We start from the raw sequence: 23,701 nt of genomic DNA, 5'->3' as shown, positions 1-23,701 counted from the left end.
GGGCTTCTTTCTGAAAGCCAGCCAAACGCCCGGCTTTAGATCTACGTTCCCCTATGTTGCGATCTTTACGATCTGCCCTGCGTAGCTTAAACCTAAAAGCATAGCAACCACATTGTGGGGAGGACGGGACTCGAACCCGTACGGGCCTTGCGGCCCACGGCATTTTAAGTGCCGTGTGTCTACCGATTCCACCACCTCCCCGATCCATCAGAAAGTTAGGCCGACCGTTGCCCCAACGCAACACTTGCCGGACTTGTAACCCTTGAGCGCAGTTGCCTACAACAGGAAAACAACCTTTCCGCTCGGGGCGTTCTTTCAACGCAGGGCAGGGCCTTTAGGCTCCACCTTGCATTGTAAAATGCGCCATCAACCAGAAGCCAAAGACTTATGCATAACGCCATCTTTTTTCCTCCCACACCTACGAACGAGCCGGTACGTAGCTACGCCCCTGGTACACCAGAGCGCGTCTCCCTCCAGAAGCGCTTACAGGAACTCAAACACACCCCCGTCGAAATCAAACCAATTATTGGCGGACGCGAACTTGCCACTACACGCACTGAAACACTCCACCCTCCGCATGAACTAGCCCATACGCTAGGCACCGTTCACCTCGGCGGCCCTGAAGAAGCCCAACAAGCAATTGAAGCGGCGCTCAAGGCGCGCCAAGACTGGGCTCGCATGCCCTGGACAGAACGCGCGGCCATCTTCCTTAAAGCCGCAGAACTGCTCTCCGGACCCTGGCGCGACACGCTCAATGCGGCCACGATGCTGGGCCAAAGTAAAAACGTACACCAGGCCGAAATCGATGCGGCCTGCGAACTGGCCGACTTTTTCCGGTTCAACGTCTACTTTATGGCCCGCATTTATCAGGACCAGCCCCTCAACGCATCGGGCGTCTGGAATCGCATGGAATACCGACCGCTCGAAGGCTTTGTCTTTGCCGTAACGCCATTCAACTTTACCTCCATACAGGGCAACTTGCCTACCGCCCCCGCACTGATGGGCAACACCGTGGTTTGGAAACCTGCCACCACAGCTGTCTACTCCGCGTACTTCCTGTATAAACTCCTCGAAGCCGCCGGACTCCCCCCTGGGGTGATCAACATGGTGCCTGGCCATGGACCTGACGTAGGCGACACGGTCTTTGCTTCGCCCCACCTAGCCGGCTTGCACTTTACCGGCTCCACAGATACCTTCCGCCGCATGTGGCGCACGATCGGACAAAACATCGATCGTTACCATACCTATCCCCGCATTGTAGGCGAGACCGGAGGGAAAGATTTCATTGTAGCCCACGCTTCTGCCGATCCCGAGGCTGTGGCTACGGCTATTGTCCGCGGCAGCTTTGAATATCAAGGGCAAAAATGCTCTGCAGCTTCGCGCGTCTACCTACCTCAGTCGCTCTGGCCACGCATCCGCAGTGCGCTTCTGGACCAGCTTAGCGAGGTCAAAATGGGCACCGTCGAGGACTTTACCAACTTTATCAATGCGGTCATTGACAAAAAAGCCTTTGACAAGATCGTCAGTTACATCGAGGAAGCCAAGCAAAATCCTAACGTCAAAGTGCTCTTTGGCGGCAGATATACTGATGCCGAGGGCTACTTCATTGAGCCTACGGTGCTTGAGGTGGCCGATCCCAAACACCGTACCATGTGCGAGGAAATTTTTGGGCCAGTCGTGTCGGTCTATGTTTACCCCGATGCCCGCTTCGAAGAAACCTTGGAGCTCGTCAACACCACCTCGCCCTATGCCCTAACGGGATCCATCTTTGCCCAAGATCGCCAAGCCATCTTGCTGGCCACCGAACGCCTAACCGATGCTGCAGGAAACTTCTACATCAACGACAAACCCACAGGAGCTATCGTAGCCCAACAGCCTTTTGGCGGCGCACGCGCCTCGGGCACCAACGATAAAGCCGGCTCTTATCTAAACCTCCTCCGCTGGGTCTCGCCACGCGCCATTAAGGAGACCTTTGTTCCCCCACGCCACTTTAAGTACCCCTACTTAGCGCCTGACGCCCCCGTTGAGCCAGAATGGCAGGCGACCACCGCCGACAAGGAAAAATGCCTATAGCGCATGTCGGAGGTTTTCTATAGCCGTTATCATCCTGCACAGCTTCCTGAACTGCGCGCTTTTCGCTCAGCGCTGATGCGGCCACTGGCCACCTGTCTGGTGGCCCTAAGCATCGGACTGCTTGTGCTGGCTCTCGAAGCCAGACCGCTTATTCCCTGGTTGGTACTTGGTTTTCCTCTAGCCACGCTCCTTGCTATAGCATGGACCGTCTACTGGCTGCACCAAACGCTGGCCGAAATGCACTGCGGGCGCGAAGGGGTCGCGCTGCGTAGCCTCTGGGAAGTACTCCGGGATCGCCCAGCCCTGCTCCAACCCCTTTATGAAGTGCGGCGCGACACCGACCGTACCCACTTAGCCCTAGGTGAACACCTGGTGACGCTACGGGACGCAGACTGGCCTGAGACAGAGCGCTTGCTGGAAGTACTCCAGGCATTGCGACGCCAAACCCTCAACCAGCCCAGCACCGACTACCCCCTGCACGGCCAAGCCGAACAGACTGTCCCGGAAGTAGCGCCGGACCCTTGCTCGACTGCCTCACAAACCCCCCACACGCTATAGCAACTGGCGATAAGGTGCAAGCCAACGAATGGGCTAAAAGACGTGGAAGTTAGCGCCTCATGCACAAGGTATCCCTGAACCCGCTGCAGCAGAACGTCGTTTATAAACAGATTTCTATAGAACAAGGCTTTATGGAGCTAACCCGCACTCCTTCCCCACAGCCCCCGGAGCCTAAGCCAGAAGCTAAGCCCCTTGCGGGCGCAGGCGATTGGTGGAATTACTGTCCTAACTGCGGCCACCGCTTGGAAACGCATCGGTGCAAATACCACTGCCCCCGCTGCCATTATTTTTTGTCGTGCAGTGAGTTTGACTAATGTTTACGCTTGATCGCGACACCCATCGGCCGGTACATGAGCAGTTAGCAGCACAACTCCGCTACCACATTGCTAGCGGCCGGCTACGTCCCGGAGAAACCCTTCCCTCCACGCGGCAACTGGCCCAGCAGCTAGGCGTTTCGTTTCACACTGTACGACGGGCCTATCAGCTTCTGGAACAGCAAGGACTGCTTCGAGGCCATGCCGGCCGGCACTACACTGTAGAAACCTACACGCCACTTACGCGAGAAGCGCGCCTGGAGCAAGGGGCAGCATTACTGCAAGACACGCTGCGCCGACTGATCAGTCTGGGCCTTAGCGCTGAAGAAATGGACTACCTTTTTCAAGAGCAATTGGCCTTGCTTGAAGAAGAAAAAGCCTCCCCTACCCCTAAAGTGCTGTGCCTAGCGCCGACACAAGAATTGGCCCAGCAGCTTGCCGCCCGGCTTGAGACGCATTTTCCTGATCTTATCGAACCGGTTACCCCTGCCGAACTGTCACACCACCCCGATGCCGATATTGTACTGGCACGACATGCTGAGCTGCACCGACACCGCCATCAGCTCCCGCAGGCAGAGTGGATTGGCCTGACGGCCTATCTGGAGCCTCAAGCACTCGAGCGCATTGCCAGCATGCTCCCCCGCGAAACATTAGGACTCGTTACCCGCCAGTCAGACACCTTACCCCATCTCATCACCGAGTTGCGCGTAACGACAGGGTTTGGAGGACAACTGCTGGCTGTAGCCCTCGAGACCGATAACCGTCACCTCAAGCCACTGCTGGAACAAGCAGATGTGCTTGCGGCTACCCCGCAAGGACGGCGGCGCTTTTCCCCGCCACCAAACCGCTCCCTGGTGCTACTCGACTATCAGATCAGCCCAGAAACCCTTGAAGCCCTGCGCGAGCGTCTTTTTGTGAGCTGATCAAGCCCCTCGGGAAGCAGACGAGGTGCGTAGTGCTTCCGCATCGGGCTCTAAGCTTTCGGCTTCGTCTCCCGGATACTTAATGCGAATATGGTAAATGGCCAAGAGCATTTGTAAAAACGTCTGCTTAATTTGACGCAAATCCTGGAACGTTAAGTCTGTGTCGTCCAGCTGCCCATCTTCGATGCGCGCCTGCACGATTTGCTCAATGAGTGCCTCCAAGCGCTTATGGGTAGGCTCTTCAATCGTGCGACTGGCTGCCTCGACCGAATCGGCCAGCATTAAAATGGCCGTCTCCTTAGAGTTCGGCTTTGGGCCAGGATAGCGAAACTCGGTGTCGGGCAGATTAGGATCACCTGTTTGCTCTATGGCCTTTCGATAAAAATACTCAATGCGCGACGTGCCGTGGTGCATAGGAATAAAATCCAACACGCGTCGTGGCAACCCGTATTGCCGGCCAATTTCTAGACCTTCCTTGACATGGCTAGCAATGATGAGCGCACTCATCCGCGGCTTGAGGTTCGCGTGCGGATTCATGCCAGGCCGCTGATTTTCCACAAAATACTCGGGCTTGACCATTTTGCCGATGTCGTGGTAAAGCGCTCCTACACGAACCAAAAGCGCATTGGCCCCGATAGCTGCTGCGGCAGCTTCGGCCAGGTTAGCTACCTGAAGTGAATGGTTGAAGGTACCCGGTGCACGTAAGCTGAGCTCTTTCAGCAGCGGGCGGTTGGTATCGGACAGCTCCAGCAGCGTTAGGTCTGTGGTAATATCAAAAGCCCGTTCAAACACCCACAGCAAAGGATACGCCAGCAGCAGCAGTATCGCGTTGAGTCCCACCAGCAGAAGATCCGACAAAAACCGTCCGCTGGCAGCCGGATGCCAAAGCGCCGAAGCCCCCAAGACAACCAAGTATCCCAAAAACACCATGCCTGCACTCAAGAAAAACTGCCCGCGGTTTTTAATGTCGCGCACGCTAAAAATGCCCAGCGTACCCGCAAACACTGTAGCAAACACAAACTCAAAATTGTAACTCAACAAGTGGCCCCCAATAAAAGCTAGCGTGATCGTCCCAAACAAAGCCACCCGAGAGTCAAAGATCACCGTAAGAAGCACCGAAGCAATCGCTACCGGCACTGCATACATGGCCAAAGTGGGTAGCCGCACGGCAATGGCATAAAGTCCCAAAATGGCCGCAAAAATGAGTGCAATCAGCAAAACCTGCGCATTGTTGTCAAAAATCGGCCGGCGAAGCAAAAACAAGTAAAGAAAGAAAAACAGATAGGTCGCCAGCGTAAGGAGCAATTGCCCAAGTACCCGTTTCCAAAGTAAAACAGCCCCTCCTCGTTCTTGCTGCGCCCGCTCCAGTGAAGTCAATTTGCGCTTGATGTCTTCGGTAATCACTTGCCCGCGCTGCACAATAACCTCGCCGGCTTTAACCAACCCATACGTGGGTGAAATGCGGGCCTGCCGCTCCTGCCAGGCATGCAATGTTTCGGCGCGAAGATACACATAAGAAGGCACCAAAATGGCCCGGAAAAAGGCTACAGCCGTGTTGATCAGCTCTGCACGGCCTTCAAACTGCCGCGCAAAGTGCTCACGTGCGGCAGCATAGGCTTCATCAAGTCCAAAAACGCGACTAACCGGAACAATGCGTTCGCTGCGCTCGGCTTCGCTGCGTACGATAAGTTCTTCGGTCAAAACGCTGTCCCTGGGTACATCTATAAGGCCCAGCTGCAGCACTTGCACGCCAAACGCCCAAGCTTCCTGAAGAAGCTGAGCATACAATGGTGATCGCCGTGATGGGGCATTACCCAAGGCATGGGCCAGATAATCTTCACTCAATAAACGCCATTGCTCGGGCGTTAGCTTAACGCGGGCATTGCGACGCAGCTCCAGATAGCGCAGCGAATCGGCCTGGGCTATTTCCAAACGCCCTTGGGCCATATTTCGATGGTAGCGCACATAAGCGGTAAAAATGCGCTCAAGTTGGTGCCGCACCGAATCCCGGTTCATTTGCATGCGCGCAAGGGCATCAGGCACCTCACGAAAATAAGGCGGGGTCTGCAGCATCACCTGCCGCCGCTCGTTGGCCAGCTGAGCAGCATCTTTATAAAGCGCAAAGTCGAAGGGAGCTTCCAGGTCATTATGCTGCCAGACTTCTCCAACTTGTACAGTGAACTGATAGACCTCCTTGCGCGGGAAGGCAATCATTGTCAGGAAGATTAAGCTCAGCCAAATGGCCGCCTTAATCATCCACTCTCGCCGTCGCTCGCTCCGAGCTTCTGCTTCTCGCCCCCACGCTAAATGCTGCACAGGCGTCCGCATCCGGAAACGTTGGTGTAACGCAGACGTGTATTTTTTAAGGCGCATCGGCAGGTAGCATCTAATGCTTGAAGCTATGCCGCAGTAACGGGAAGGATCCAAGACCTAACGTGAGCAGTGCGCCCACAAGGGTATACCAAGGCCAAGCCAGGCTACGCAAACCTTCGGCAGCAATACGGACTGGATCTGGTCTCCAAGCTAGGACCACCTGACCATCCGGACGGAGCCATACCCCCAGCACAATCAATGCCATCAGTCCCACTGAAGCTACAAAAGCTACGATCGCCTGCCTCTGTGAGACCTTCGGGTTCCACCGTCCTAGCAGAAATGCCCCCAAAAGCCCCCCATAAGTAAACGATGCAATCGAAAGTCCCAGCTCAACGACTGGATTTTGGGTGCTTTCAAACAGGCTGGCAAATCCGACAAAAACCAGCGCCCAGCCTAATGTGAGCCATCGTGAAACACGCAGCGACTGTTGCTCCGTCATCGTCCGCCCCCGCCAGCGTTCGTAGAGATCAAACAGCGTCGACGAAGCCAGCGCGTTCAGCGACGAAGAGAGCGTGCTCATCGCAGCAGCCAAAATAGACGCCAGCAGCAGACCAGAAATGCCCGGGGGCAGCCCTTCAATGATGAAGTGGGGAAAAACTTCGTCAGTACGTGAAAGCCCTAGCTCTTGGGGGCTCGCCCCTCCATAGTGCACCCAAAGCAGCAAACCTACCAGCAAAAACAGCGCAAACTGTCCCATGACAAGAATGCCGCTGCCAATAAGAGCCTTTTGGCTGTCACGCAGCGTTCGACAGGCCAGCAGACGCTGCACCATAAGATGGTCTGTGCCATGCGAAGCCATTGAAAACACTGCCCCCCCGATGACAGCCGTCACAAACACATAGGGCTCGGTCAGCCAACGCAGCGGACTAAACTCGGCCCCAGGCACAAGGAGCTGGGTTTTTCCGGCCTGCGCCGCCATCGACCACCACTGGTCCGGCGCGTTAAGCCCAAGCACGATGAGCGTGGCCAATGCACCCCCTAAGTATACGAAAAGCTGCATAACGTCGAGCCAAACCACAGCCCGCAGTCCACCAATCAGCGTGTAAAGCACCGTCACTCCTGCCACGACAAGAATAATCTCTAGATATGAAGTCGCAAGACCCAGCTGATCGGCAATTACTTTGATCGGAATAGCAGTGGCAAACAACCGCACGCCATCGGCTAAAAGTCGCGTCCCCAGAAACACCAGCGAAGCTGCTGTGCGCATGCCCTCGCCAAAGCGCATGCCGAGATAACCGTAAGCTGTCGTCAGCGCCCGCTCATAGTAGCGCGGCAAAAGCAAAACGCTAACCAGCACCCGCCCCAGCACATATCCCAACGTTAACTTCCAAAAGCTCAGATTGCCTCCGTAGGCCACAGCGGGAATGCCAATAACTGTAAGCGTGCTCGTCTCAGTGGCCACTACGGAAAGACAAACCGCCCCCCAGGGCAACGATCGATTGCCCAGGAAGTAATCTGTGGCACTCTGCTGACGCCTGCCAGCCCACAACCCCAACAGCACCGAGGCCAGCAAGTAAGCGAAAAGCACAAAAAAGTCAAACGTGGTCCACACCCAATTTTACGCGTGCAGGCGCTTTTGCTCCTGTTCTTCGTAAGCTCTGTAGAGGGTCACCATGTCCTCCAAAGATCGCCGCAGCGCAACCAGCTTTGCTGTTTGCACCAGGCTTAGCTCTTCGCTCAGCGGCTGGCTTTCCCGCAAAAGGGCAATGGCTGCTTTACAGACATGCTGCATCATCAGGCATACATCCTCAGCACGTACACCCATACCTGTACTTCCCATACTTCAGTTGGTATACCAGGGTAATTTTCAGTATCGGGAGCGTTTTTTATAGCTTTAGCGCAACATAGGCCTACTTTATGCAGGCAAATTCAAAACTTGCCCACTTTAACTTTTTAGATAACGAATTTAGCTTTACAACGTAACTCATCGGCATGTTCCATACCCTTGCCTAAGCTTAGCAGCAATTATTTTCCTAGAAGCCGTAGTAGGCCTGCTTCGTCGAGCAGAGGGATTCCGAGTGCTCGGGCGCGGTCGTACTTGCTGCCGGGATTTTCACCTACGACCACGTAGTCGGTGTTTCGACTAACGCTACTGGCTACGCGTCCGCCAGCTTTTTTGATGAGCTCCTCAGCTTCGTGGCGTGTTAGCGTAGGCAATGTTCCAGTGAGGACAAACGTTTTGCCGCGCACCGGGCTTTCGGCAAGCTGCGCTGGCGCCTCTTCTGGAAGGCGCCGCGTGTTGACGCCAAGTGTTTTGAATGCTTCGATAAGCTTTCGATTATCCTCAACCCGAAACCAGTCTACGATGCTTTCTGCCGTAACGGGCCCAATGCCTTCAATAGCTGCAAGCTGATCTACTGTAGCTGCGGCCAAGGCATCCAGTGAGTCTACATGCTGCACAAGCAGCTCAGCCGTTGTTTTGCCCACATGCCGAATTCCCAGCCCAAAGAGCAGCCGGCTTAGCGGTCGTCTTTTGGAAGCCTCTATGGCTGCAAGTAGGTTGCGGGCACGCGTTTCGGCAAATCCCTCCAGCTGCAATAGCTCCTCCAACCGCAGCTGGTAGAGATCCGACAGACGCCGCACAAACCCCGACGCGGCAAGTTGGCGGGCAACGCGGCTGCCCAACCCTTCAATGTCCATCGCATCCCGGCTGGCAAAGTGCTCCAGTAGCCGCACAAACTGGGCTGGACAGTCGGAAGCTAAGCAGTAGTAGTCCACTTCTCCGGGCAAGCGCACCAGCGGACTGCCACATGAAGGACAGCGCTCAGGCATGCGCCAGGGTATTTCGGCACCTGTGCGCACTTCAATAACCGGCCGCACCACCTGAGGAATGACGTCGCCTGCACGAATCACCACCACCAAATCGCCAATTCGAATGTCTCGCTTGCGTACATAGTCCTCATTGTGCAACGTGGCCTGCGAAACGGTCACGCCACCGATTTCCACTGGCTCTAGCACGGCTTCAGGCTTGACGACGCCGGTGCGCCCCACGTTCACGATAATGTTGCGCAGGCGCGTTGTCGCCTCACGGGCCGGAAACTTGTATGCGATAGCCCAGCGAGGCGCATTGGAAATGTTACCTAGAAGTGCCTGGTACGGTCGGTGGTCAATCTTGAGCACCACGCCGTCGATTTCATAGTCTAAGGTGTCACGGGCTTCGGTCCACTGTCGGCAATAGGCTATTGCTTCGTCAACGTGACTGAGCCTTTGCGCGTGCGGATTTACGGGGAAGCCCAAACGCCGTAACCACTGAAGCACATCGTATTGACTCTCTGGGACCGCAGCGCCTGCAACCGGACCGATGCCGTAAGCAAAAAAGTTTAGCGGCCGCGACGCGGTCACTTGTGGATTAAGCTGACGCACGCTTCCAGCCGCAGCATTGCGCGGATTGGCAAAAGGTCGCTCGCCACGCTCTAGCAATCGCTCGTTGAGTTGTTCAAAGTCGCTACGCCGCATGTATACTTCACCACGGACCTCCAGCCGCGTCGGCACAGGTTCCACGGCCGGATCTATCGGAATGCGGAGCGGAATGGCTGGGATGGTGCGCACGTTGGGCGTGACGTTTTCGCCTTCAACCCCATCGCCTCGCGTTGCCCCAATGGTCAGCACACCCTGCGTATACGTTAACGCTATGGCTAAACCGTCAATTTTCAGCTCGGCTGTAAGCGCTGGTTGCACACGCCGACCTAGCCGCTCTTCGAGCATGCGGCAACAGCGTTCGTACCAAGCCCGCACGTCTTCCTCACGAAAAGCATTGTTCAGCGAAAGCAGCGGCTCAGGATGGCGCACCTTTTCAAACCGCTCCAGGGGTGGTCCACCCACACGCTGGGTGGGCGAGTCAGGCGTCACCAGCTCTGGGAAACGGGCTTCCAGACGCTCAAGCGCGGCCCAAAGCACATCGTATTCGGCATCAGGAATCAGCGGACGGTCAAGTACATAGTACCGATACGCATGCTGCTGCAACACAGCACGCAAGCGGGCTGCTAGCTCCGTTGCTTCTCGCAAACTAAGCTGCTCCGGCAAGCCACTGCGCACAGCCCGAAGTAGCGCCTGTGTGGCTTCCATCAACTGGGCCTCAGACGTATCGAACAGCGTAGGCATAGAAGTGGCCATAGGATGCTTTATCGCGCTAATGAGTCCAGGTATGCTTGTAACCCCTCCCGCGTGATCACCAGCCTTCCTTGAAGATCCCGACGATCCGTTGGGTAAGGGTGGCCATCCAACAGCAGTTGAATATCGTTAAGCTGTTCTTCTAAAATGATGCGCTGCGTAAAGCTTAGCTGTAGCGTATCCCCTTGTTCAATCCAGTATGGCCTGCGTAGGTCATTGTCGACGCGGATGCGAATTGGATCTACCTTGTCGAAAGCTGCAATAACGGAAGCGATAATCGTATCTCCTAACACCCATCGCAGCGCAGACGCCACCGCAGCGGTTGTCTCCGGAACCAATACCGCCCTACCAGTATCCACCGGCACAACAGCCGGTGATGGCAACGGAAGCGGCTCTGGCGCAGGCAACGGACGTAACCACCACCACAAAAAGCCAATCACTACCGCCAGTAGCAACACGATGACCACTCCTATACGCCACTGCGACCGGCGCTCCAGCCGCTCTAATCCCCCAGGACCTACGCTAAGTGGCAACGCCGGGGTCTCTGATGTCCTAGAAGCTTCTTCTTCAACCTCTGCAGGCCGTTCTGGGGTAATAGCCGTAATTTCTTCCGGCATAGTTCCCCCCTCTTCTGGAAGCGGCGCTTCCCCTAAGTATTGCACCGCCAACTGGTTACGATACAGCCCTTCCTGCGCGAGCTCCAGCGCCTCAAGCACCTGCGCAGGATCAATACCGAGCGCTGATGCATAGGTTCGCGCAAACGAGCGTAAGTAAACAGGATTGTACCGCTCATGGTCATAAAGCGCCGTGCGCTCAAAATGCTGCAGTAGCTCTAGGGCAATCTTAGTCTCGTTATGCACTGCTTGCAGCGAACGCCGACGCTTTTCCCGAATGCGGCGCAGGTCATGCGCCAAGCGGCGCATACTTTCAAAAACAACAGGATTTACCATGACCAACAGACAAACTTCTCCTAAGTGAATATAGCACCAGAAAGACCCGCTAACGGTTTCTCCAAGATAAGACCGATCACCTTCTCAAAGGCCTTGATTTTGGGAACGCTCCCATAAAAGAACATGCCTTGCCTATCAGCGCGAAATCAATGGAGATTGTATGTAGCTTAAACCCGAGGTCTTACCGCACCATGTTGGTCGAAATCTTCCCGAACTACGAAGCGCTCAGCAACCGCGCTTATGAAATTGTGGCCACCGAACTGCGCCGCAAGCCCAATTGTGTCTTAGGCTTTGCTACAGGAAGTACCCCTTTAGGGCTTTATCAGCGCCTTGTCGAAGGCTACCAGCGCGGAGAGCTGGACTTTGCCAAAGTGGTCACCTTTAACCTAGACGAGTATGTCGGCCTGCCCCCCAGCCACCCGCAGAGCTACCACTACTTCATGTGGGAAAACCTCTTTAAACACATCAACATCAACCCCTCTAATGTGCACATTCCTAATGGCATGGTGGATGATATTGAGTTTCACTGCGAGTGGTACGAAGAGCAAATCCGCCGTGCCGGGGGCATCGACTTACAAATCCTAGGCATCGGTCCTAACGGACACCTAGCCTTCAACGAACCAGGGTCTTCACTAGGTTCACGCACGCGTATCAAGACGCTGTCGCGGGCAACGATTCAGGCCAATGCGCGCTTTTTTGGCAGCCTAGAAGCAGTACCCCGTTATGCAATTACGATGGGCATCGGAACCATCATGGAAGCCCGAAAGCTCTTGCTTTTGGCTAGTGGCAAGGCCAAAGCACGTGCTGTGCGCGCCATGCTGGAGGGTCCTATTTCTGCTATGGTCCCGGCTACTATTGTGCAACTGCACCGCTTTGCCCACGTGCTTTTGGACGCAGAAGCGGCTTCAGAACTGGAATACAGCCACCACGACGGCATCTCCGAGCCCTTCGACGTTCATTAATCGCACTGCTATGCCCCGAAGCTCTGCGCTTGTCGGCCTGATTTTGCTGACGTTTTTTGTGATTTCATTCCTTACCAACATCATAGGGCCGCTTATCCCCGAGATCATCGACGACTTTGGACTGAGTTTGCGGTTGGCGGCCCTGCTACCGTTTGCTTTTTTTGCTGCCTATGGCTTTTTTTCGATTCCGGCAGGGTTTCTGATCGAACGCACGGGCGAAAAGCCAGCAATGATCGGCGGTTTTGGGATTGCCTACGTAGGTGCACAACTGCTGGCGCTTTCCCCAACCTACACGATAGCCATCGCTTCGCTTTTTCTCATCGGCTCGGGCATGGCCCTCTTGCAGGTAGCCATCAATCCGCTCCTGCGTGTAGCCGGTGGTGAAGAACACTTTGCCTTTAACGCAACGTTAGGCCAGCTCTGCTTTGGGCTGGCCTCGTTTGCTAGTCCTTTGGTCTATGCTTACCTGGTGCATAGCCTGAGCCAACCTGAACTGCCCGATCTGTTCTGGCTCAAAGTTCTGGCTCGCCTGACGCCGCCCGAACTCCCTTGGATTTCCCTATACTGGGTGCTCGCAGCGGTCTCGCTGGTTATGGTGGCGATTTTTATGGCCGTGCGCCTGCCTCATGTGGTGCGCACAGCTGAAGAACAGGCCGGAACGCTCTCTGTTTATCGCCAGCTTTTACGCCAACCCATCGTGTGGCTGTTTTTTCTGGGCATTTTTGCTTACGTGGGCTCTGAGCAAGGTCTGGCGAATTGGATCTCGGAATTCCTTTCACGCTACCATAACTACGACCCCCAAACCATTGGCGCTCAGGCTGTTTCGGCCTTTTGGGGCTTTATGACCATAGGAACACTTGCAGGGCTGCTCCTGCTCAAGCTCTTCGACAGCCGCCGCGTGCTGGTCTTATTTACCGGTGCAGCCTTGGTTTGCTTAACTGCAGCTCTTTTTGGACCCGGCCCGCTAGCCCGTTGGGCGTTTCCTTTAATCGGACTGTTTGCCTCGGTCATGTGGCCCGTGGTGTTTTCCTTGGCACTTAACTCCATAGCGGCCCACCACGGCGCCTTTTCGGGGATTCTGATCACCGGCATTGTGGGGGGCGCTATAGTCCCATTGATCATTGGGACCTTAGGCGATTTCATTGGGTTGCGTGGCGGCCTGTGTTTTCTGTACCTGACACTGGGCTATGTGCTCAGCATCGGGTTCTGGGCACGCCCGCTGATTCCAAACAAGACTATTCGGCTGCGTCGCCAAACTACCACCCCACCATCGTCATGATTCCTCCGGATACCTGCCTCATTGGTGTGGACTTAGGGGGCACGCGCATGCGGGCCGGACGCGTAAGCGCCTCTGGACTCGAAGCCCGGGTCGAGACCCGCGTGCCTGCTCAGGCCGATGCCGATACCGTGCTAACCCACCTTTACGCCTTGATCGACCGCGTGTGGACGCCTGCTGTGACCGCTATCGGTGTGGGCGTACCCAGCGTAGTCGACTTAGCGCGCGGCATCGTCTATGATGTACAAAATATCCCTTCCTGGCAAGAAGTCCCGCTGCGCGACCTACTTCAGAACCGCTACGCCGTGCCGGTCTATCTCAACAACGATGCGAACTGTTTTGCCTTAGGGGAACATTACTTTGGCCAAGCGCGCGATTGGCCTACGTTTATTGGGTTAGTGATCGGAACAGGTTTTGCTGGCGGGGTCATGATCGACGGTCGCCTGTTTACAGGCATGCATTGCGGCGCCGGCGAATTTGGCACCATGCCTTACCGAGACGGCATTTTCGAGCATTATTGCAGCGGCCAGCTCTTTTTGCGACAGCATCAGACGCCCGGTGAAGTGCTCTACCACCGCGCGCTGCAGGGAGATGCCGCAGCTCGTGCCGCTTTCGAAGAGCTAGGCTACCACCTAGGCCAAGCGCTGCTTAGCATCCTCTACGCCTACGATATCCCACGCTTTGTGCTAGGTGGATCGGTCAGTCAAGCCTACCCCCTTTTTGCCGAAACCTTGTGGACCGTGTTGCACACCTTTGCCTATCGCCAAACCCGTGAAGCGATTGCCTTGCGGCTTTCGCACCAAACCGATGCCGGCCTCCTTGGGGCAGCCGCACTGGCCCTGGTGGCCGCTGCAAACGACTAACTCAGTGCTGCTCAACCGGTTGGCCTAGCATAGGAAATAGCCGTCGAATTTCCGCTTCGGTAGGCTGATGGCCGTATTCGCAGATTTCAAACGCTTCGGCGTAACGCACGCGGGCAGCTGTTTCAGGGCCATACCAACGGGCCAGCGCGGCACGCACGTGGTCTGTAAGCGGCTGCTCTAACCAGGCTTGTCGCAGCCATTCCCGACGTGCCACCGGATCGGCCGGCACCTCCTCGAGGCGTCCATCAATCCAGGGCAGCCACTCGTAAAACTGCGACACATGCGCATCTAGCGCCTCCAGCTTACGACCCACGACCTCATCGATGGCCACAGCAATATCCGGCGTAAAGGGATTGGGCTTTTGAAAATGGTCGCTTAGGTACAAAAACACCGGATTATGCCGTAAAGCCGGCACGTCGGAAGCCACGTTGGGCACCATGACCAAATAAGCTGCATCCTGCACCAGCTGGCCCGTGTAGCGATGATCAGGATGGTAATCGTTGGGCCGTGGCGCAAACACCAAGTCGGCCTGCCACTCGCGAATCTTGCGAATGAGCTGTTTGCGGACTTCTAGCGAAGGGACTAGTTCAGCATCGTGGTAATCAAGCACCTCATAGGCAGCAATGCCCAACCGCCGAGCTGCTTCTTGGGCTTCAGCCCGGCGACGCTCGGCCAGCAACCCACCCCCCTGGGCATAATGCCCAGCATCCCCATTGGTGACCGAAATAAACTTCACCTGATGCCCCATAGCCGCATAAAGCGCGGCTGTACCGCCCATTTTAACCTCACAGTCGTCAGGATGGGCACCAATGCACAAAACGCGCAACGGCCGTTCCGCAGGCTGGGCCGCTGTCCCCATAGCCGAAATCAGTGTCATAAGTCCATAAACTATCCAAGCCTTCATAGCAACCTGCCGCATAGGCATTAAACGGCCTAAAATTATGCGATCTGCCGCAGCATTGCACGCGCCCAGTCAAGAGCAGCAGTAACTTATGTCAAAAAGGAAGGGCTTCCATGCGGTATCGAAAAGCCAGATCTTAAAACTGGGAAAAGCTTCGGCAACGGTAGCAATCTCAGAACCTAACGTCGCCCTTGCAGAAACGCCTCCACCATTGAAACGAGCGCTTCGCTCCCAATGAACAGCGGCGTGCGCTGGTGCAGCTTCTGGGGCACAATCTCTAAAATGCGACGGTGGCCATCAGAAGCCCGTCCCCCTGCCTGCTCTACAATGAACGCCATGGGATTGGCCTCGTACATTAAACGCAGCTTACCTTCGGGATTCTTTTTGGTGGCTGGATACATGTAGATGCCGCCCTTAAGCAAATTGCGGTGAAAGTCCGACACAAACGATCCGATGTAGCGCGTCAAAAAGGGCCGGCCTGTTTCTGGATCCTCTTCCTGGGCCCACCGGATAAATCTCCGCAGCCCTTCCTCGAAAGAATTAAAATTGCCTTCGTTAATCGAGTAGATCGTACCGGTTTTCGGAATACAGATGTTCGGGTGCGAAAGGATAAACTCGCCAATCGATGGATCTAGCGTAAAACCGTTGACCCCGTCGCCAGTGGTGTAGACAAGCATCGTAGAAGAGCCGTAGACCACATAACCAGCGGCAACCTGCTGCGTACCCGGTTGCAGCGCTGCCTCCAGCGTAGGCGTGTCGCAGTCGTCAGGAAGTCGATAGATGCTAAAAATCGTGCCTACCGATACGTTCACGTCCACGTTTGAGGAGCCATCCAAGGGATCCAACAGCACGATGTAACGCCCATCTCCTTCACCGTTAGGACGCAGCGGAATGGCTTCAGCATGCTCTTCTGAGCCAATGAGACAGCACTCTCCCCCACGGCGCAGTGCACGCACAAATTCTTCATGCGCCATGGCATCGAGCTTTTGTTGCACTTCACCGTGCACATTAACCTGGCCGGTTGTGCCAAAAATATCTACCAAGCCAGCCCGTCGAATGTCGCGGTTGACGATTTTGGCAGCTACGCTAATATCCCGAAGCAGCCGCGAAAAAGCTCCCGAAGAATGGGGAAAGCGTCCTTGCTGATCGATAATGAATTGCTCCAGGGTCATAAAGGCGTCAACCGCTCGGCGGCTGCGGGTGTGCAGTGTATCCATAGGAAGGGTGTTCGATTTGTCTCAAGAAAGCGCTTTTGATCATGTATTAAAATACAAAAATTGTTTTCTGCGGTCTACGGCGCATTCCTTCTATAGCTTTAGCCCCACACGCAACAGTCGTTCCAGCACAGCAGTCAGAATTTCTACGGCCCGGTCGATTTCTTCCTCGGTGTTTTTATAGCCCATCGAAAAGCGGATAGCGGCACTGGCCGTTTCTCGAGGTAGACCAATCGCTTGCAACACATGGCTGGGTTCGAGAGCACCACTTGTGCAAGCCGAGCCTGACGACACGCACACGCCTTCCAGATCTAAGTTCAACAGCAGCATCTCGCCATCGACCGGATCCCCATCTTGTGGGGGAAAAGCAATGTTGACCACATGCGGTGCAGCCTGCTGAGGATCGCGCGGGGTATTCAACACAAACCTTCCTCCCAAAGCCTCATCCAACCGTTGCAGCAACCGCTGTCGTAGCCGATAAAGGTGTGCCAAGCGTGCGGCTTGCTCTTCTATGGCCAGTTCCAGAGCTCTAGCCATACCCACAATGGCGGCTACGTTCTCGGTACCTGCCCGTCTACCCTGCTCCTGCTTTCCTCCCCAAAGCAGCGGCCGCAGTTCAATCCCCCGCCGCACGTACAAAAAGCCTACCCCCTTGGGACCATAGAACTTATGCGCCGAAGCAGAAAGCAGGTCTACACCCAGCGTATCGACCCGCACGGGAAGCAACCCCACAGCCTGCACAGCATCGCAATGCAGAGGCACGCCGCGGGCATGGCATACGGCAGCAATCTCTTCTATGGGCGCGTAGGTGCCCAGCTCATTGTTGGTGTGCATGATCGAAACCAAGCCGGTTTCCTCTGTGATCGCCGAGGCTACCTGCTCAGCGGTAACCGTTCCGGCAGGGCTTGGTCGCAGCCGCGTTACGAAGTATCCCTCAGCTTCTAAGGCTTCAGCCGTGCGTAGGATCGCCTCGTGCTCGGCCATGGAGGTGACCAGGTGCCGCCGCTTGCCCTGCAACGTGCCCCGGAGTGCCCAATTATCGGCCTCTGTACCCCCACTGGTAAAAATGATCTCCGATGGATCCGCACCCAGCAGTGCCGCAATCCGCGCCCGGCTCTCCTCGATGGCCACACGCGCCTGGCGTCCAAGCTGGTGCACAGACGACGGATTGCCATAACATTCCGTCAGATAAGGGCGCATGGCTTCCAGCACGCGCTCATCTATCGGCGTTGTGGCTGCGTGGTCAAGGTAAATTACCGGTCGCCCAGACATTGCCCCTGAAGAACGTTTAGCGAATCTCGCTGCTGCGGGAAACGCTCCCTGCAGACGATGGATTCCATCATCTCGCTTCTTAGCATGAAGTTGTTGTATTATCTTCTACAGACCATTTGACAGGGAATCATGGATAAACTGGTCATTGAAGGCGGGCATCGGCTGCGGGGCTGTTTGCCCATTAGCGGCTCCAAAAATACGGCCCTCATGCTTATGGCCGGAGCGATCTTGGCCGATGGGGAAACTGTGCTTGAAAACATCCCCCACTTACGGGACATTACGACTTTTTCGCACGTACTGCGCATTGCTGGTGCTTCGGTGCATTTTGACCCGCAGCAGCATGTGCTCCGCATCGATGCCCGTCGAATCGACTTTCCCGAAGCTCCTTATGAGCTGGTCAAGCAGATGCGGGCCTCGTTCTACATGCTAGGGGCCTTACTGGGCCGGTGTGGCCAGGCCCGGGTATCGCTGCCCGGTGGATGTGCCTGGGGACCGCGGCCAGTTAATCTACACCTCGAAGGGCTAAAGGCCTTTGGAGCAGAAATCGAACTGGATCAAGGCTATGTGGTCGCGCGCGCTCCAGGGGGTAGACTCCTTGGTGGACGCTTTCGCCTAGACCCACCCAGCGTTGGGGCAACCGTTAATCTGCTGCTGGGAGCTGTTACCGCTCGGGGCACCTCGCGCATTGAAAATGCCGCTTTAGAGCCCGATGTGGTTGTCTTTGGACAAGCCTTGCAACAAATGGGGGCGCGCATCGAAGGCCTGGGAACACGCACAATTGAGGTCGAAGGGGTGGAAAACCTTCGGCCTATCACGTTCCGCAACTGCCCTGACCGCATCGAGCTGGGGACGTTCATGATTGCCGCAGCCATGGCAGGCATCCCAGGCGACACGATTTACCTGACCCAGGCCGAACCTGCCCACCTGGGCGAGGCTTTTCTGGAAGCTTTTCGGCAAACCGGCGCAGCATTTACCTTTGATGGCAACACCGTAGCCGTCACGGTCCCGGAACAACTGCAGGCTGTTACAATCGAAACAGCTCCGTACCCGGGCTTCCCCACTGACCTGCAAGCGCAGTGGACCGTCTTGCTCTCCCAGGCCCAGGGCGCAGCCCGAGTGCGCGATACGATTTATCCCGACCGCTTTAAGCATATCCCAGAGCTCATGCGCATGGGCCTTCAAGCCCGTGTCGAGGGTGATACCGTCTATCTGCAGGGGCCGCAACAGCTTCAAGGGGCCTATGTGATGAGCACGGATCTTCGGGGCAGTGTCTCACTGGTACTGGCGGGCCTGGTAGCCCAAGGCGAAACGCACGTGCTGCGCGTCTATCACCTAGACCGGGGCTACGAAAACCTCGAAGGAAAACTGGCCGCAGCCGGCATTGCCATCCGACGCGAAGCCTACGAAGAATTTGCGACCCCAGCCCCCGAATCTTCTGAATAAGCCCGTGGAACTCGAACTTTTTGCGATACGTTTTGTCTTTAAATTGTGAAGCTTTGGTTCCAATGGGTCACCTACATGCGCACACCTCTGGCAGCCAGCTTCGCCTGGTGCTTTCTATAAGCCTTAACCTGCTGATCTCGGTCGCCGAAATCATTGGCGGATTGCTTTCGGGAAGCCTAGCATTGCTGAGTGATGCAGTACATAACCTCAACGACACTGCTTCGCTTGGCATTAGCTACGCTGCCCGCCGACTGACGCTTCGGCGCCCCAATGCGCGCAAAACGTTCGGCTACCGACGCGCAGAAATCATTGGCGCATTTATCAACCTGGTCACCCTAGTAGTTATTGCCCTTTTTCTTATCAAAGAAGCGATCGATCGATTGCTTATCCCTCAGGTGATCGATGGTTCGCTCATGTTAACTGTGGCCATCATTGGTCTAGTGGCCAACGTGCTCACCGCTGTCTTACTCCATCGCGATACCCAACATAGCCTGAACATCCAAAGTGCCTATCTGCATATTGTATCGGATGCCGTCTCGTCGGTGGCGGTTATCCTAGGGGGCATAGCGATCCTGCTGTTCGACGTGTACTGGATCGACCCGGTTATCACCATTGGTATTGCCCTATATATTGCTTACCTGAGTCTTAAGCTGCTACGCCAGACTACGCACATCCTTATGGAAGGTACCCCAGAAAACCTAAATCCCGGGCATATCGCAGCAGATTTGCGACAGATGTCCCCAGTGCGCGACGTGCACCATGTGCATATCTGGCAGCTCGACGAGCATCACTTAGCCTTTGAGGCCCACGTGGTCATCGACGAAGCAGACCTGCCCCGCATGGAACAGATCAAGCGATCGCTTAAAGAACGGCTACTGCACCGTTATGGCATTGGCCACGTGACGCTGGAGTTTGAGAGCCGTCCCTGCTGCGACGGCACTACAGCCCCTCCCTGCCACGAGCCCTTGCCTACCCGCCCATAACTCAAGCGAGCCTTTCGGCCTCTTGTGGCGCAAGGTTGTGGCGCTCCGCCGCGGCTAGGTATCGCTGCACCGCCTGTAGCACTGCGGCCACAAAGCCTAATCCTAAAGCGACCAAAAGAAATCCCCATCCCGGATGCCCTAGCCAGCTCCCCAAGGCCAGCGCTAACGCAACAAGCCCAAAGACAACTCCCAAGCCGGCAATCACCACCACCAACAGGCGCATCATAAGCTGACGCAAGCGAGCTTCGATACGCTCTTCAATCTCCAGTTGAACCAGGGTTAAGCGCAGTTCAACCCACTCGCGCACATCGTCTACCAGCGATTGTAGATGCGCCCGCAGGCGGCCTAAGTGGTTCGAGGAGGACATAAAGGTATTCATCTTATACCGGAACTCTTGTGGCACGACGGGTTTGCACTTTTTGTTTTATTTAAAACCCACAGGCGTCATGCGATTCTGGAGAAAAACTTCTGGTACCCGCATCCAGAGTCACCCGACCCCTAATCCCAACAGCCTGAAATTTACAGCCCAAGGCGCACGCTTTCTGGAGCAGGGGTTGCTTGCTTTTCGATCGGCTGAGGCAGCCGCTACCCACCCCCTAGCCGCTGCACTGTTTGGCATTGAGGGCGTGGTGGACGTGCTCATCTTGCCCGAGTTTGTTACCCTCACACGTCGCGCAGACGTGCCCTGGGAAGCCATTGAGGAAGCTGCGATAGCAATCCTATCCCGTTACGTAGATGGACAGCTGTAGACTACGGTCCATTCTCTGCAAAGCGAATTAGGCAGCCAAACGCACTGGTTTCGGTGGTGGCCGGCTGCTTCCCTTGCAGCAATGCTTCCAGCGCTTCTCGCAGGTACGCTTGCTGCACGTTAGCGGCATCTCCTGGGCTGTCGTCGATGGCACCCCGATAGAGCAGGCGACCTTGGGCCGTAAATACAAATACTTCAGGCGTGCGCGAGGCGCCCAACGCCCGGGCCAAAGCACTGCCTTCATCCCTCACATACGGCAGTGCATAGCCTTTTCGACGCGCCTGAGCCGCGCTAGCTTCTAGGGATTCCTGAGGGAAAGCCCCTGCGTCGTTGGCATTGACCAGCACGAAGCGGATGCCCTGTCCTTTGTACGTTTCCGCCAGTTCGTTTAATCGCGCCTCGTAGCGGTCCACCCAGGGGCAGCGGTTGCTCCAAAACACGATCACCAGTCCTCGCGTGCCCTGCAGCTGGGTCAGTGTAACCGAGCCGCCATCCACTGAAGGCATCGGACGGCTGGCCAGCGGCAACTGCGCCCAGGCCACGCTTGTCACGCCAAGTCCTAGGCCAACAGCAACCCAAAAATAAGACAGCTTCATGTTACAACAGCGCCTCTACCCGTTTGACCAAGTCTTCGTAGGTTGTCTTGCCCTCCCAAAAGTCCCGCAACCTTCCGGACGCATCGTACAAAAATGTTGCCGGAAGCGCACCAGTCCACTGCGGGCTAAAGGCGCGCACAAAAACATCATCAGATCCTTGCTTGAGAAACGAAAAAGCTGCACCCTGCTGTGCCAAAAATGCACGCACCGACGCCACATCATCGTCAAAGTCTGCCGAAACAAAGAAAACCGCCACCTTATCTGGACCCAAGGTCTGCGCCAGTTTAACGAAGTATGGGAATTCCTCAACGCAGGGGATGCACCAAGTAGCCCAGATATTCACTACTTTGACCGCGGCGTTGCTATTTCGAATGGCCTCAAGGATTTTATCCGCTGTGGCAGGCTGAACCTGGGCGGTGGTCTGGGCCTGCGTCGTTCCAATCCAAAGTAGGCTAATGGCAAACAAACAAAGCGTCAGGCGATACATAGCACTCAAGGATGCGTTGCAATTTTGTGCTTTTGTAGTACAAAGCGGCTTGGCAGAAGGTTCTCAGGGGCGGGCCACCCGGGCAATGGGATACCATTGCCCTGCAGCAAGTACATCTTGAAGCAGGCCCCAGGCAACCAAGCCGTCGTCTGAACGGGGCTCAAGCAACAAGGCCGCCAGCCGCCCGGTTTTCCCTTCAATGGGGACCATGCAAGAACCTGGGGCCACGGTTAGCACCTGGCGTTCATACTGTCCGGTTACTTCTTGCGCTTGATGCCCTTCATAAGGGCGCTCGGCCGTTATCACCGAGTCCACCCGAAAAACTTCGGCGTTCACTGTTGCCCCAGCTTCTAGCGGCACGCAGGGAATGCCGTGTACTTCCAAGCGGTCACGTACTACCTCTAGTCCAGGTGGCACCAAATAGCCCTGGGGTAGCGGCAGCGTTTCGGTGGCTTCAAAGCGATCGTAAAGTGGCAAGATTTCGGGGAAAACCACTTCGCGGCGCTGCAAGAGCAACTTTCCAGTATAGGGGTGACGTAGCGAGTCTACAGCTCCCAGCAAGATCAGGGCTGGCTTAGGAGCTGCTGCAATTTGGGCCCGCAAGGCTATGGGTTGCCCAATCGGTGCTACAGCCCGTGCCTGTTCCACCTGTCGACGGAGGGTTCCCGCATGTGCAGCAGCAAAGTTGAGCAGCGCTTCCAAAAAGGCATAAGTCGCTTCGACACGCGCTTCAAACGAAGCATAGGCGTAGGATTCCACAAGCACACCCAGAATGCCCCGCAGGCCAGCATAGTTGGTACTAAAGCGGGGGCGGTGGTCAAAGGTGTACCAGCCCGGGGGCTGCGTGCTTTCGGGCGAAGGGAGATTGCCGTAGTAAAAAAGCTTCCAACGCCGCCGGGTCCAAAGCGTATCGGTCACGGCCGGAAGCCAAACGTTTCGTAGATACGCCGTCAGGTTAGGAGAGGTTGAGGGATGCAAGGGCGGTGCGTAAGTTAGCGGATAGGCGTGATAGGTGCCGTTGGTAGTATGCAGGTCGACCAGCACGTGCGGATCGTAGCGGACCAGCACGCGCAGTAGGGCACGCGTTTCGGGCGCATCGGCTTTCATAAAGTCCCGGTTTAAATCGTAGCCTTGCGCATTGGCACGTTGCCCCACACCGCCAAGCGGACCGTTTTGGCCTGGACGGTGATAAAGGCTAATGCGCTCGTTTCCGTCGGCATTGTAGATAGGCACCGCAAGCAGTACCAGCGAATCGGCCCAGCTTGCATATAGGCCTCCCGCCAAGGCGCGCAGCAGCATCAAGACAGCTTCTTTGCCATCGACTTCACCCCCATGGATATTGGCTAAGATGAGCACGCGTAGAGGAGCTGAAGCAGCCTGCACAGCATCGGCAGTGGCGTTTACCACCTTTCCATAAATAACCAGTGGCAGCGCACGCCCTTCAGTCGTGTAACCAAACGTGGTAACCTGAATCCGCGAACTGCTGGCTTCCAAGACGTCCAAGAAAGCCAGCACTTCTTCGTAGCGGGTGGTTTCTATAAAATTGGTGGCTTCGGCTCGGGTTTGAAGAAAGGCTAAGCTGACGGCCTGCGCCTGCACAACCAGAGGCCATACCAGCAGTCCTATGAAGCGCAGCAGATGCATGACGCCTTTAA

Annotated in this window: 21 protein-coding genes and 1 tRNA gene; 9 read left to right on the top strand and 13 right to left on the bottom strand. The window is 55.9% G+C overall.

Features of this window, described 5'->3' with window-relative positions:
* Window positions 1–115 precede the first annotated feature (115 nt).
* Window positions 116–201, bottom strand: a tRNA-Leu gene (locus J8E65_RS05550).
* A 186-nt stretch (window positions 202–387) separates the two neighbouring features.
* On the opposite strand from J8E65_RS05550, the gene pruA reads away from it, so the two are divergent.
* From pruA to J8E65_RS05535, 3 genes are all read left to right on the top strand, one after another.
* On the top strand, window positions 388–2,073 hold the full coding sequence (gene pruA / locus J8E65_RS05545) for an L-glutamate gamma-semialdehyde dehydrogenase (protein WP_210374519.1): 1,686 nt from the start codon (window positions 388–390) through the stop codon (window positions 2,071–2,073).
* A 3-nt stretch (window positions 2,074–2,076) separates the two neighbouring features.
* Window positions 2,077–2,631, top strand: a complete 555-nt coding sequence (locus J8E65_RS05540) for a hypothetical protein (protein ID WP_210374517.1) — start codon at window positions 2,077–2,079, stop codon at window positions 2,629–2,631.
* A gap of 313 nt (window positions 2,632–2,944) precedes the next feature.
* Window positions 2,945–3,868, top strand: a complete 924-nt coding sequence (locus tag J8E65_RS05535; RefSeq protein ID WP_210374515.1) for a GntR family transcriptional regulator — start codon at window positions 2,945–2,947, stop codon at window positions 3,866–3,868.
* Here the strand turns inward: J8E65_RS05535 and J8E65_RS05530 are convergent, their stop codons facing one another.
* The 5 genes from J8E65_RS05530 to J8E65_RS05510 all read right to left on the bottom strand — a co-directional run bounded on the left by J8E65_RS05530 (window position 3,869) and on the right by J8E65_RS05510 (window position 11,274).
* Window positions 3,869–6,196 carry an HD family phosphohydrolase gene (locus J8E65_RS05530; protein ID WP_237181688.1) on the bottom strand — a complete coding sequence of 776 codons (2,328 nt, stop codon included), beginning with the start codon at window positions 6,194–6,196 and terminating at the stop codon, window positions 3,869–3,871. It abuts the gene before it with no gap.
* Between the two features lie 58 nt (window positions 6,197–6,254).
* Entirely contained in the window at window positions 6,255–7,793 is a 1,539-nt protein-coding gene (locus tag J8E65_RS05525; protein ID WP_210374511.1) for a sodium:solute symporter, read from the bottom strand.
* Window positions 7,794–7,799: 6 nt separating this feature from the next.
* Complete coding sequence (locus J8E65_RS05520; RefSeq protein WP_237181687.1) at window positions 7,800–8,021, bottom strand: hypothetical protein; 222 nt, start codon at window positions 8,019–8,021, stop codon at window positions 7,800–7,802.
* Between the two features lie 185 nt (window positions 8,022–8,206).
* Window positions 8,207–10,354, bottom strand: coding sequence for an NAD-dependent DNA ligase LigA (ligA, locus tag J8E65_RS05515; RefSeq protein ID WP_237181686.1), 2,148 nt, complete (start codon window positions 10,352–10,354; stop codon window positions 8,207–8,209).
* Between the two features lie 8 nt (window positions 10,355–10,362).
* Complete coding sequence (locus J8E65_RS05510) at window positions 10,363–11,274, bottom strand: helix-turn-helix domain-containing protein (RefSeq protein ID WP_210374509.1); 912 nt, start codon at window positions 11,272–11,274, stop codon at window positions 10,363–10,365.
* A gap of 218 nt (window positions 11,275–11,492) precedes the next feature.
* Here J8E65_RS05510 and nagB point away from each other — a divergent pair, with 218 nt between their 5' ends.
* Genes nagB through J8E65_RS05495 form a run of 3 tightly spaced genes read left to right on the top strand, consistent with a single transcriptional unit; the run spans window position 11,493 to window position 14,402 of the window.
* Window positions 11,493–12,263: a glucosamine-6-phosphate deaminase gene (nagB, locus tag J8E65_RS05505; protein ID WP_210374508.1), complete on the top strand. Its 771-nt coding sequence runs from the start codon at window positions 11,493–11,495 to the stop codon at window positions 12,261–12,263.
* Window positions 12,264–12,273: 10 nt separating this feature from the next.
* A complete protein-coding gene (locus tag J8E65_RS05500; RefSeq protein ID WP_210374506.1) occupies window positions 12,274–13,542 on the top strand; it encodes an MFS transporter in 1,269 nt (422 codons plus the stop codon).
* The gene (locus J8E65_RS05495) at window positions 13,539–14,402 is read left to right on the top strand and encodes an ROK family protein (RefSeq protein ID WP_210374498.1); all 864 of its coding nucleotides are present in this window, start codon (window positions 13,539–13,541) and stop codon (window positions 14,400–14,402) included. Before J8E65_RS05500 ends, J8E65_RS05495 begins: the two co-directional genes overlap by 4 nt.
* Window position 14,403: 1 nt before the next feature.
* Here the strand turns inward: J8E65_RS05495 and J8E65_RS05490 are convergent, their stop codons facing one another.
* The 3 genes from J8E65_RS05490 to J8E65_RS05480 all read right to left on the bottom strand — a co-directional run bounded on the left by J8E65_RS05490 (window position 14,404) and on the right by J8E65_RS05480 (window position 17,789).
* A complete protein-coding gene (locus tag J8E65_RS05490; protein WP_237181685.1) occupies window positions 14,404–15,306 on the bottom strand; it encodes a PIG-L deacetylase family protein in 903 nt (300 codons plus the stop codon).
* Window positions 15,307–15,482: 176 nt separating this feature from the next.
* The gene (gene fbp, locus J8E65_RS05485) at window positions 15,483–16,520 is read right to left on the bottom strand and encodes a class 1 fructose-bisphosphatase (protein ID WP_210374487.1); all 1,038 of its coding nucleotides are present in this window, start codon (window positions 16,518–16,520) and stop codon (window positions 15,483–15,485) included.
* Window positions 16,521–16,610: 90 nt separating this feature from the next.
* Complete coding sequence (locus J8E65_RS05480) at window positions 16,611–17,789, bottom strand: cysteine desulfurase family protein (RefSeq protein WP_210374485.1); 1,179 nt, start codon at window positions 17,787–17,789, stop codon at window positions 16,611–16,613.
* Between the two features lie 129 nt (window positions 17,790–17,918).
* Between J8E65_RS05480 and murA the strand changes: the two genes are divergently transcribed.
* Together murA and J8E65_RS05470 are read left to right on the top strand one after the other, a co-directional pair.
* Entirely contained in the window at window positions 17,919–19,232 is a 1,314-nt protein-coding gene (murA, locus tag J8E65_RS05475) for a UDP-N-acetylglucosamine 1-carboxyvinyltransferase (protein ID WP_210374483.1), read from the top strand.
* 62 nt (window positions 19,233–19,294) lie between these two features.
* The gene (locus tag J8E65_RS05470) at window positions 19,295–20,215 is read left to right on the top strand and encodes a cation diffusion facilitator family transporter (RefSeq protein WP_210374474.1); all 921 of its coding nucleotides are present in this window, start codon (window positions 19,295–19,297) and stop codon (window positions 20,213–20,215) included.
* Window position 20,216: 1 nt separating this feature from the next.
* Here the strand turns inward: J8E65_RS05470 and J8E65_RS05465 are convergent, their stop codons facing one another.
* Entirely contained in the window at window positions 20,217–20,582 is a 366-nt protein-coding gene (locus tag J8E65_RS05465; protein WP_210374472.1) for a phage holin family protein, read from the bottom strand.
* 79 nt (window positions 20,583–20,661) lie between these two features.
* Between J8E65_RS05465 and J8E65_RS05460 the strand changes: the two genes are divergently transcribed.
* Window positions 20,662–20,964 carry a NifU N-terminal domain-containing protein gene (locus tag J8E65_RS05460; protein ID WP_210374470.1) on the top strand — a complete coding sequence of 101 codons (303 nt, stop codon included), beginning with the start codon at window positions 20,662–20,664 and terminating at the stop codon, window positions 20,962–20,964.
* A 1-nt stretch (window position 20,965) separates the two neighbouring features.
* Here J8E65_RS05460 and J8E65_RS05455 read toward each other — a convergent pair whose 3' ends face one another.
* From J8E65_RS05455 to J8E65_RS05445, 3 genes are all read right to left on the bottom strand, one after another.
* Window positions 20,966–21,559: a thioredoxin family protein gene (locus tag J8E65_RS05455; RefSeq protein WP_237181684.1), complete on the bottom strand. Its 594-nt coding sequence runs from the start codon at window positions 21,557–21,559 to the stop codon at window positions 20,966–20,968.
* A 1-nt stretch (window position 21,560) separates the two neighbouring features.
* On the bottom strand, window positions 21,561–22,046 hold the full coding sequence (locus J8E65_RS05450) for a TlpA family protein disulfide reductase (protein WP_210374468.1): 486 nt from the start codon (window positions 22,044–22,046) through the stop codon (window positions 21,561–21,563).
* Between the two features lie 63 nt (window positions 22,047–22,109).
* On the bottom strand, window positions 22,110–23,690 hold the full coding sequence (locus J8E65_RS05445; RefSeq protein ID WP_210374466.1) for a M14 family zinc carboxypeptidase: 1,581 nt from the start codon (window positions 23,688–23,690) through the stop codon (window positions 22,110–22,112).
* Window positions 23,691–23,701: the final 11 nt, after the last annotated feature.

It is taken from the genome of Rhodothermus bifroesti, from assembly GCF_017908595.1.
Taxonomy (GTDB): Bacteria; Bacteroidota; Rhodothermia; order Rhodothermales; family Rhodothermaceae; genus Rhodothermus; species Rhodothermus bifroesti.
The sequence above is the reverse complement of the archived record's forward strand: the minus strand, read 5'-3'. Positions and strand labels throughout refer to the sequence as shown.

What these genes read in the sequence shown, in the direction of transcription:
- pruA (WP_210374519.1), top strand. Translation starts at nt 388, where the DNA reads ATGCATAACGCCATCTTTTTTCCTCCCACACCTACGAACGAGCCGGTA.
- J8E65_RS05540 (WP_210374517.1), top strand. Translation starts at nt 2,077, where the DNA reads ATGTCGGAGGTTTTCTATAGCCGTTATCATCCTGCACAGCTTCCTGAA.
- J8E65_RS05535 (WP_210374515.1), top strand. Translation starts at nt 2,945, where the DNA reads ATGTTTACGCTTGATCGCGACACCCATCGGCCGGTACATGAGCAGTTA.
- J8E65_RS05530 (WP_237181688.1), bottom strand. Translation starts at nt 6,196, where the DNA reads ATGCGGACGCCTGTGCAGCATTTAGCGTGGGGGCGAGAAGCAGAAGCT.
- J8E65_RS05520 (WP_237181687.1), bottom strand. Translation starts at nt 8,021, where the DNA reads ATGGGAAGTACAGGTATGGGTGTACGTGCTGAGGATGTATGCCTGATG.
- ligA (WP_237181686.1), bottom strand. Translation starts at nt 10,354, where the DNA reads ATGGCCACTTCTATGCCTACGCTGTTCGATACGTCTGAGGCCCAGTTG.
- J8E65_RS05510 (WP_210374509.1), bottom strand. Translation starts at nt 11,274, where the DNA reads ATGCGCCGCTTGGCGCATGACCTGCGCCGCATTCGGGAAAAGCGTCGG.
- nagB (WP_210374508.1), top strand. Translation starts at nt 11,493, where the DNA reads ATGTTGGTCGAAATCTTCCCGAACTACGAAGCGCTCAGCAACCGCGCT.
- J8E65_RS05500 (WP_210374506.1), top strand. Translation starts at nt 12,274, where the DNA reads ATGCCCCGAAGCTCTGCGCTTGTCGGCCTGATTTTGCTGACGTTTTTT.
- J8E65_RS05495 (WP_210374498.1), top strand. Translation starts at nt 13,539, where the DNA reads ATGATTCCTCCGGATACCTGCCTCATTGGTGTGGACTTAGGGGGCACG.
- J8E65_RS05490 (WP_237181685.1), bottom strand. Translation starts at nt 15,306, where the DNA reads ATGAAGGCTTGGATAGTTTATGGACTTATGACACTGATTTCGGCTATG.
- fbp (WP_210374487.1), bottom strand. Translation starts at nt 16,520, where the DNA reads ATGGATACACTGCACACCCGCAGCCGCCGAGCGGTTGACGCCTTTATG.
- J8E65_RS05480 (WP_210374485.1), bottom strand. Translation starts at nt 17,789, where the DNA reads ATGTCTGGGCGACCGGTAATTTACCTTGACCACGCAGCCACAACGCCG.
- murA (WP_210374483.1), top strand. Translation starts at nt 17,919, where the DNA reads ATGGATAAACTGGTCATTGAAGGCGGGCATCGGCTGCGGGGCTGTTTG.
- J8E65_RS05470 (WP_210374474.1), top strand. Translation starts at nt 19,295, where the DNA reads ATGGGTCACCTACATGCGCACACCTCTGGCAGCCAGCTTCGCCTGGTG.
- J8E65_RS05465 (WP_210374472.1), bottom strand. Translation starts at nt 20,582, where the DNA reads ATGTCCTCCTCGAACCACTTAGGCCGCCTGCGGGCGCATCTACAATCG.
- J8E65_RS05460 (WP_210374470.1), top strand. Translation starts at nt 20,662, where the DNA reads ATGCGATTCTGGAGAAAAACTTCTGGTACCCGCATCCAGAGTCACCCG.
- J8E65_RS05455 (WP_237181684.1), bottom strand. Translation starts at nt 21,559, where the DNA reads ATGAAGCTGTCTTATTTTTGGGTTGCTGTTGGCCTAGGACTTGGCGTG.
- J8E65_RS05450 (WP_210374468.1), bottom strand. Translation starts at nt 22,046, where the DNA reads ATGTATCGCCTGACGCTTTGTTTGTTTGCCATTAGCCTACTTTGGATT.
- J8E65_RS05445 (WP_210374466.1), bottom strand. Translation starts at nt 23,690, where the DNA reads ATGCATCTGCTGCGCTTCATAGGACTGCTGGTATGGCCTCTGGTTGTG.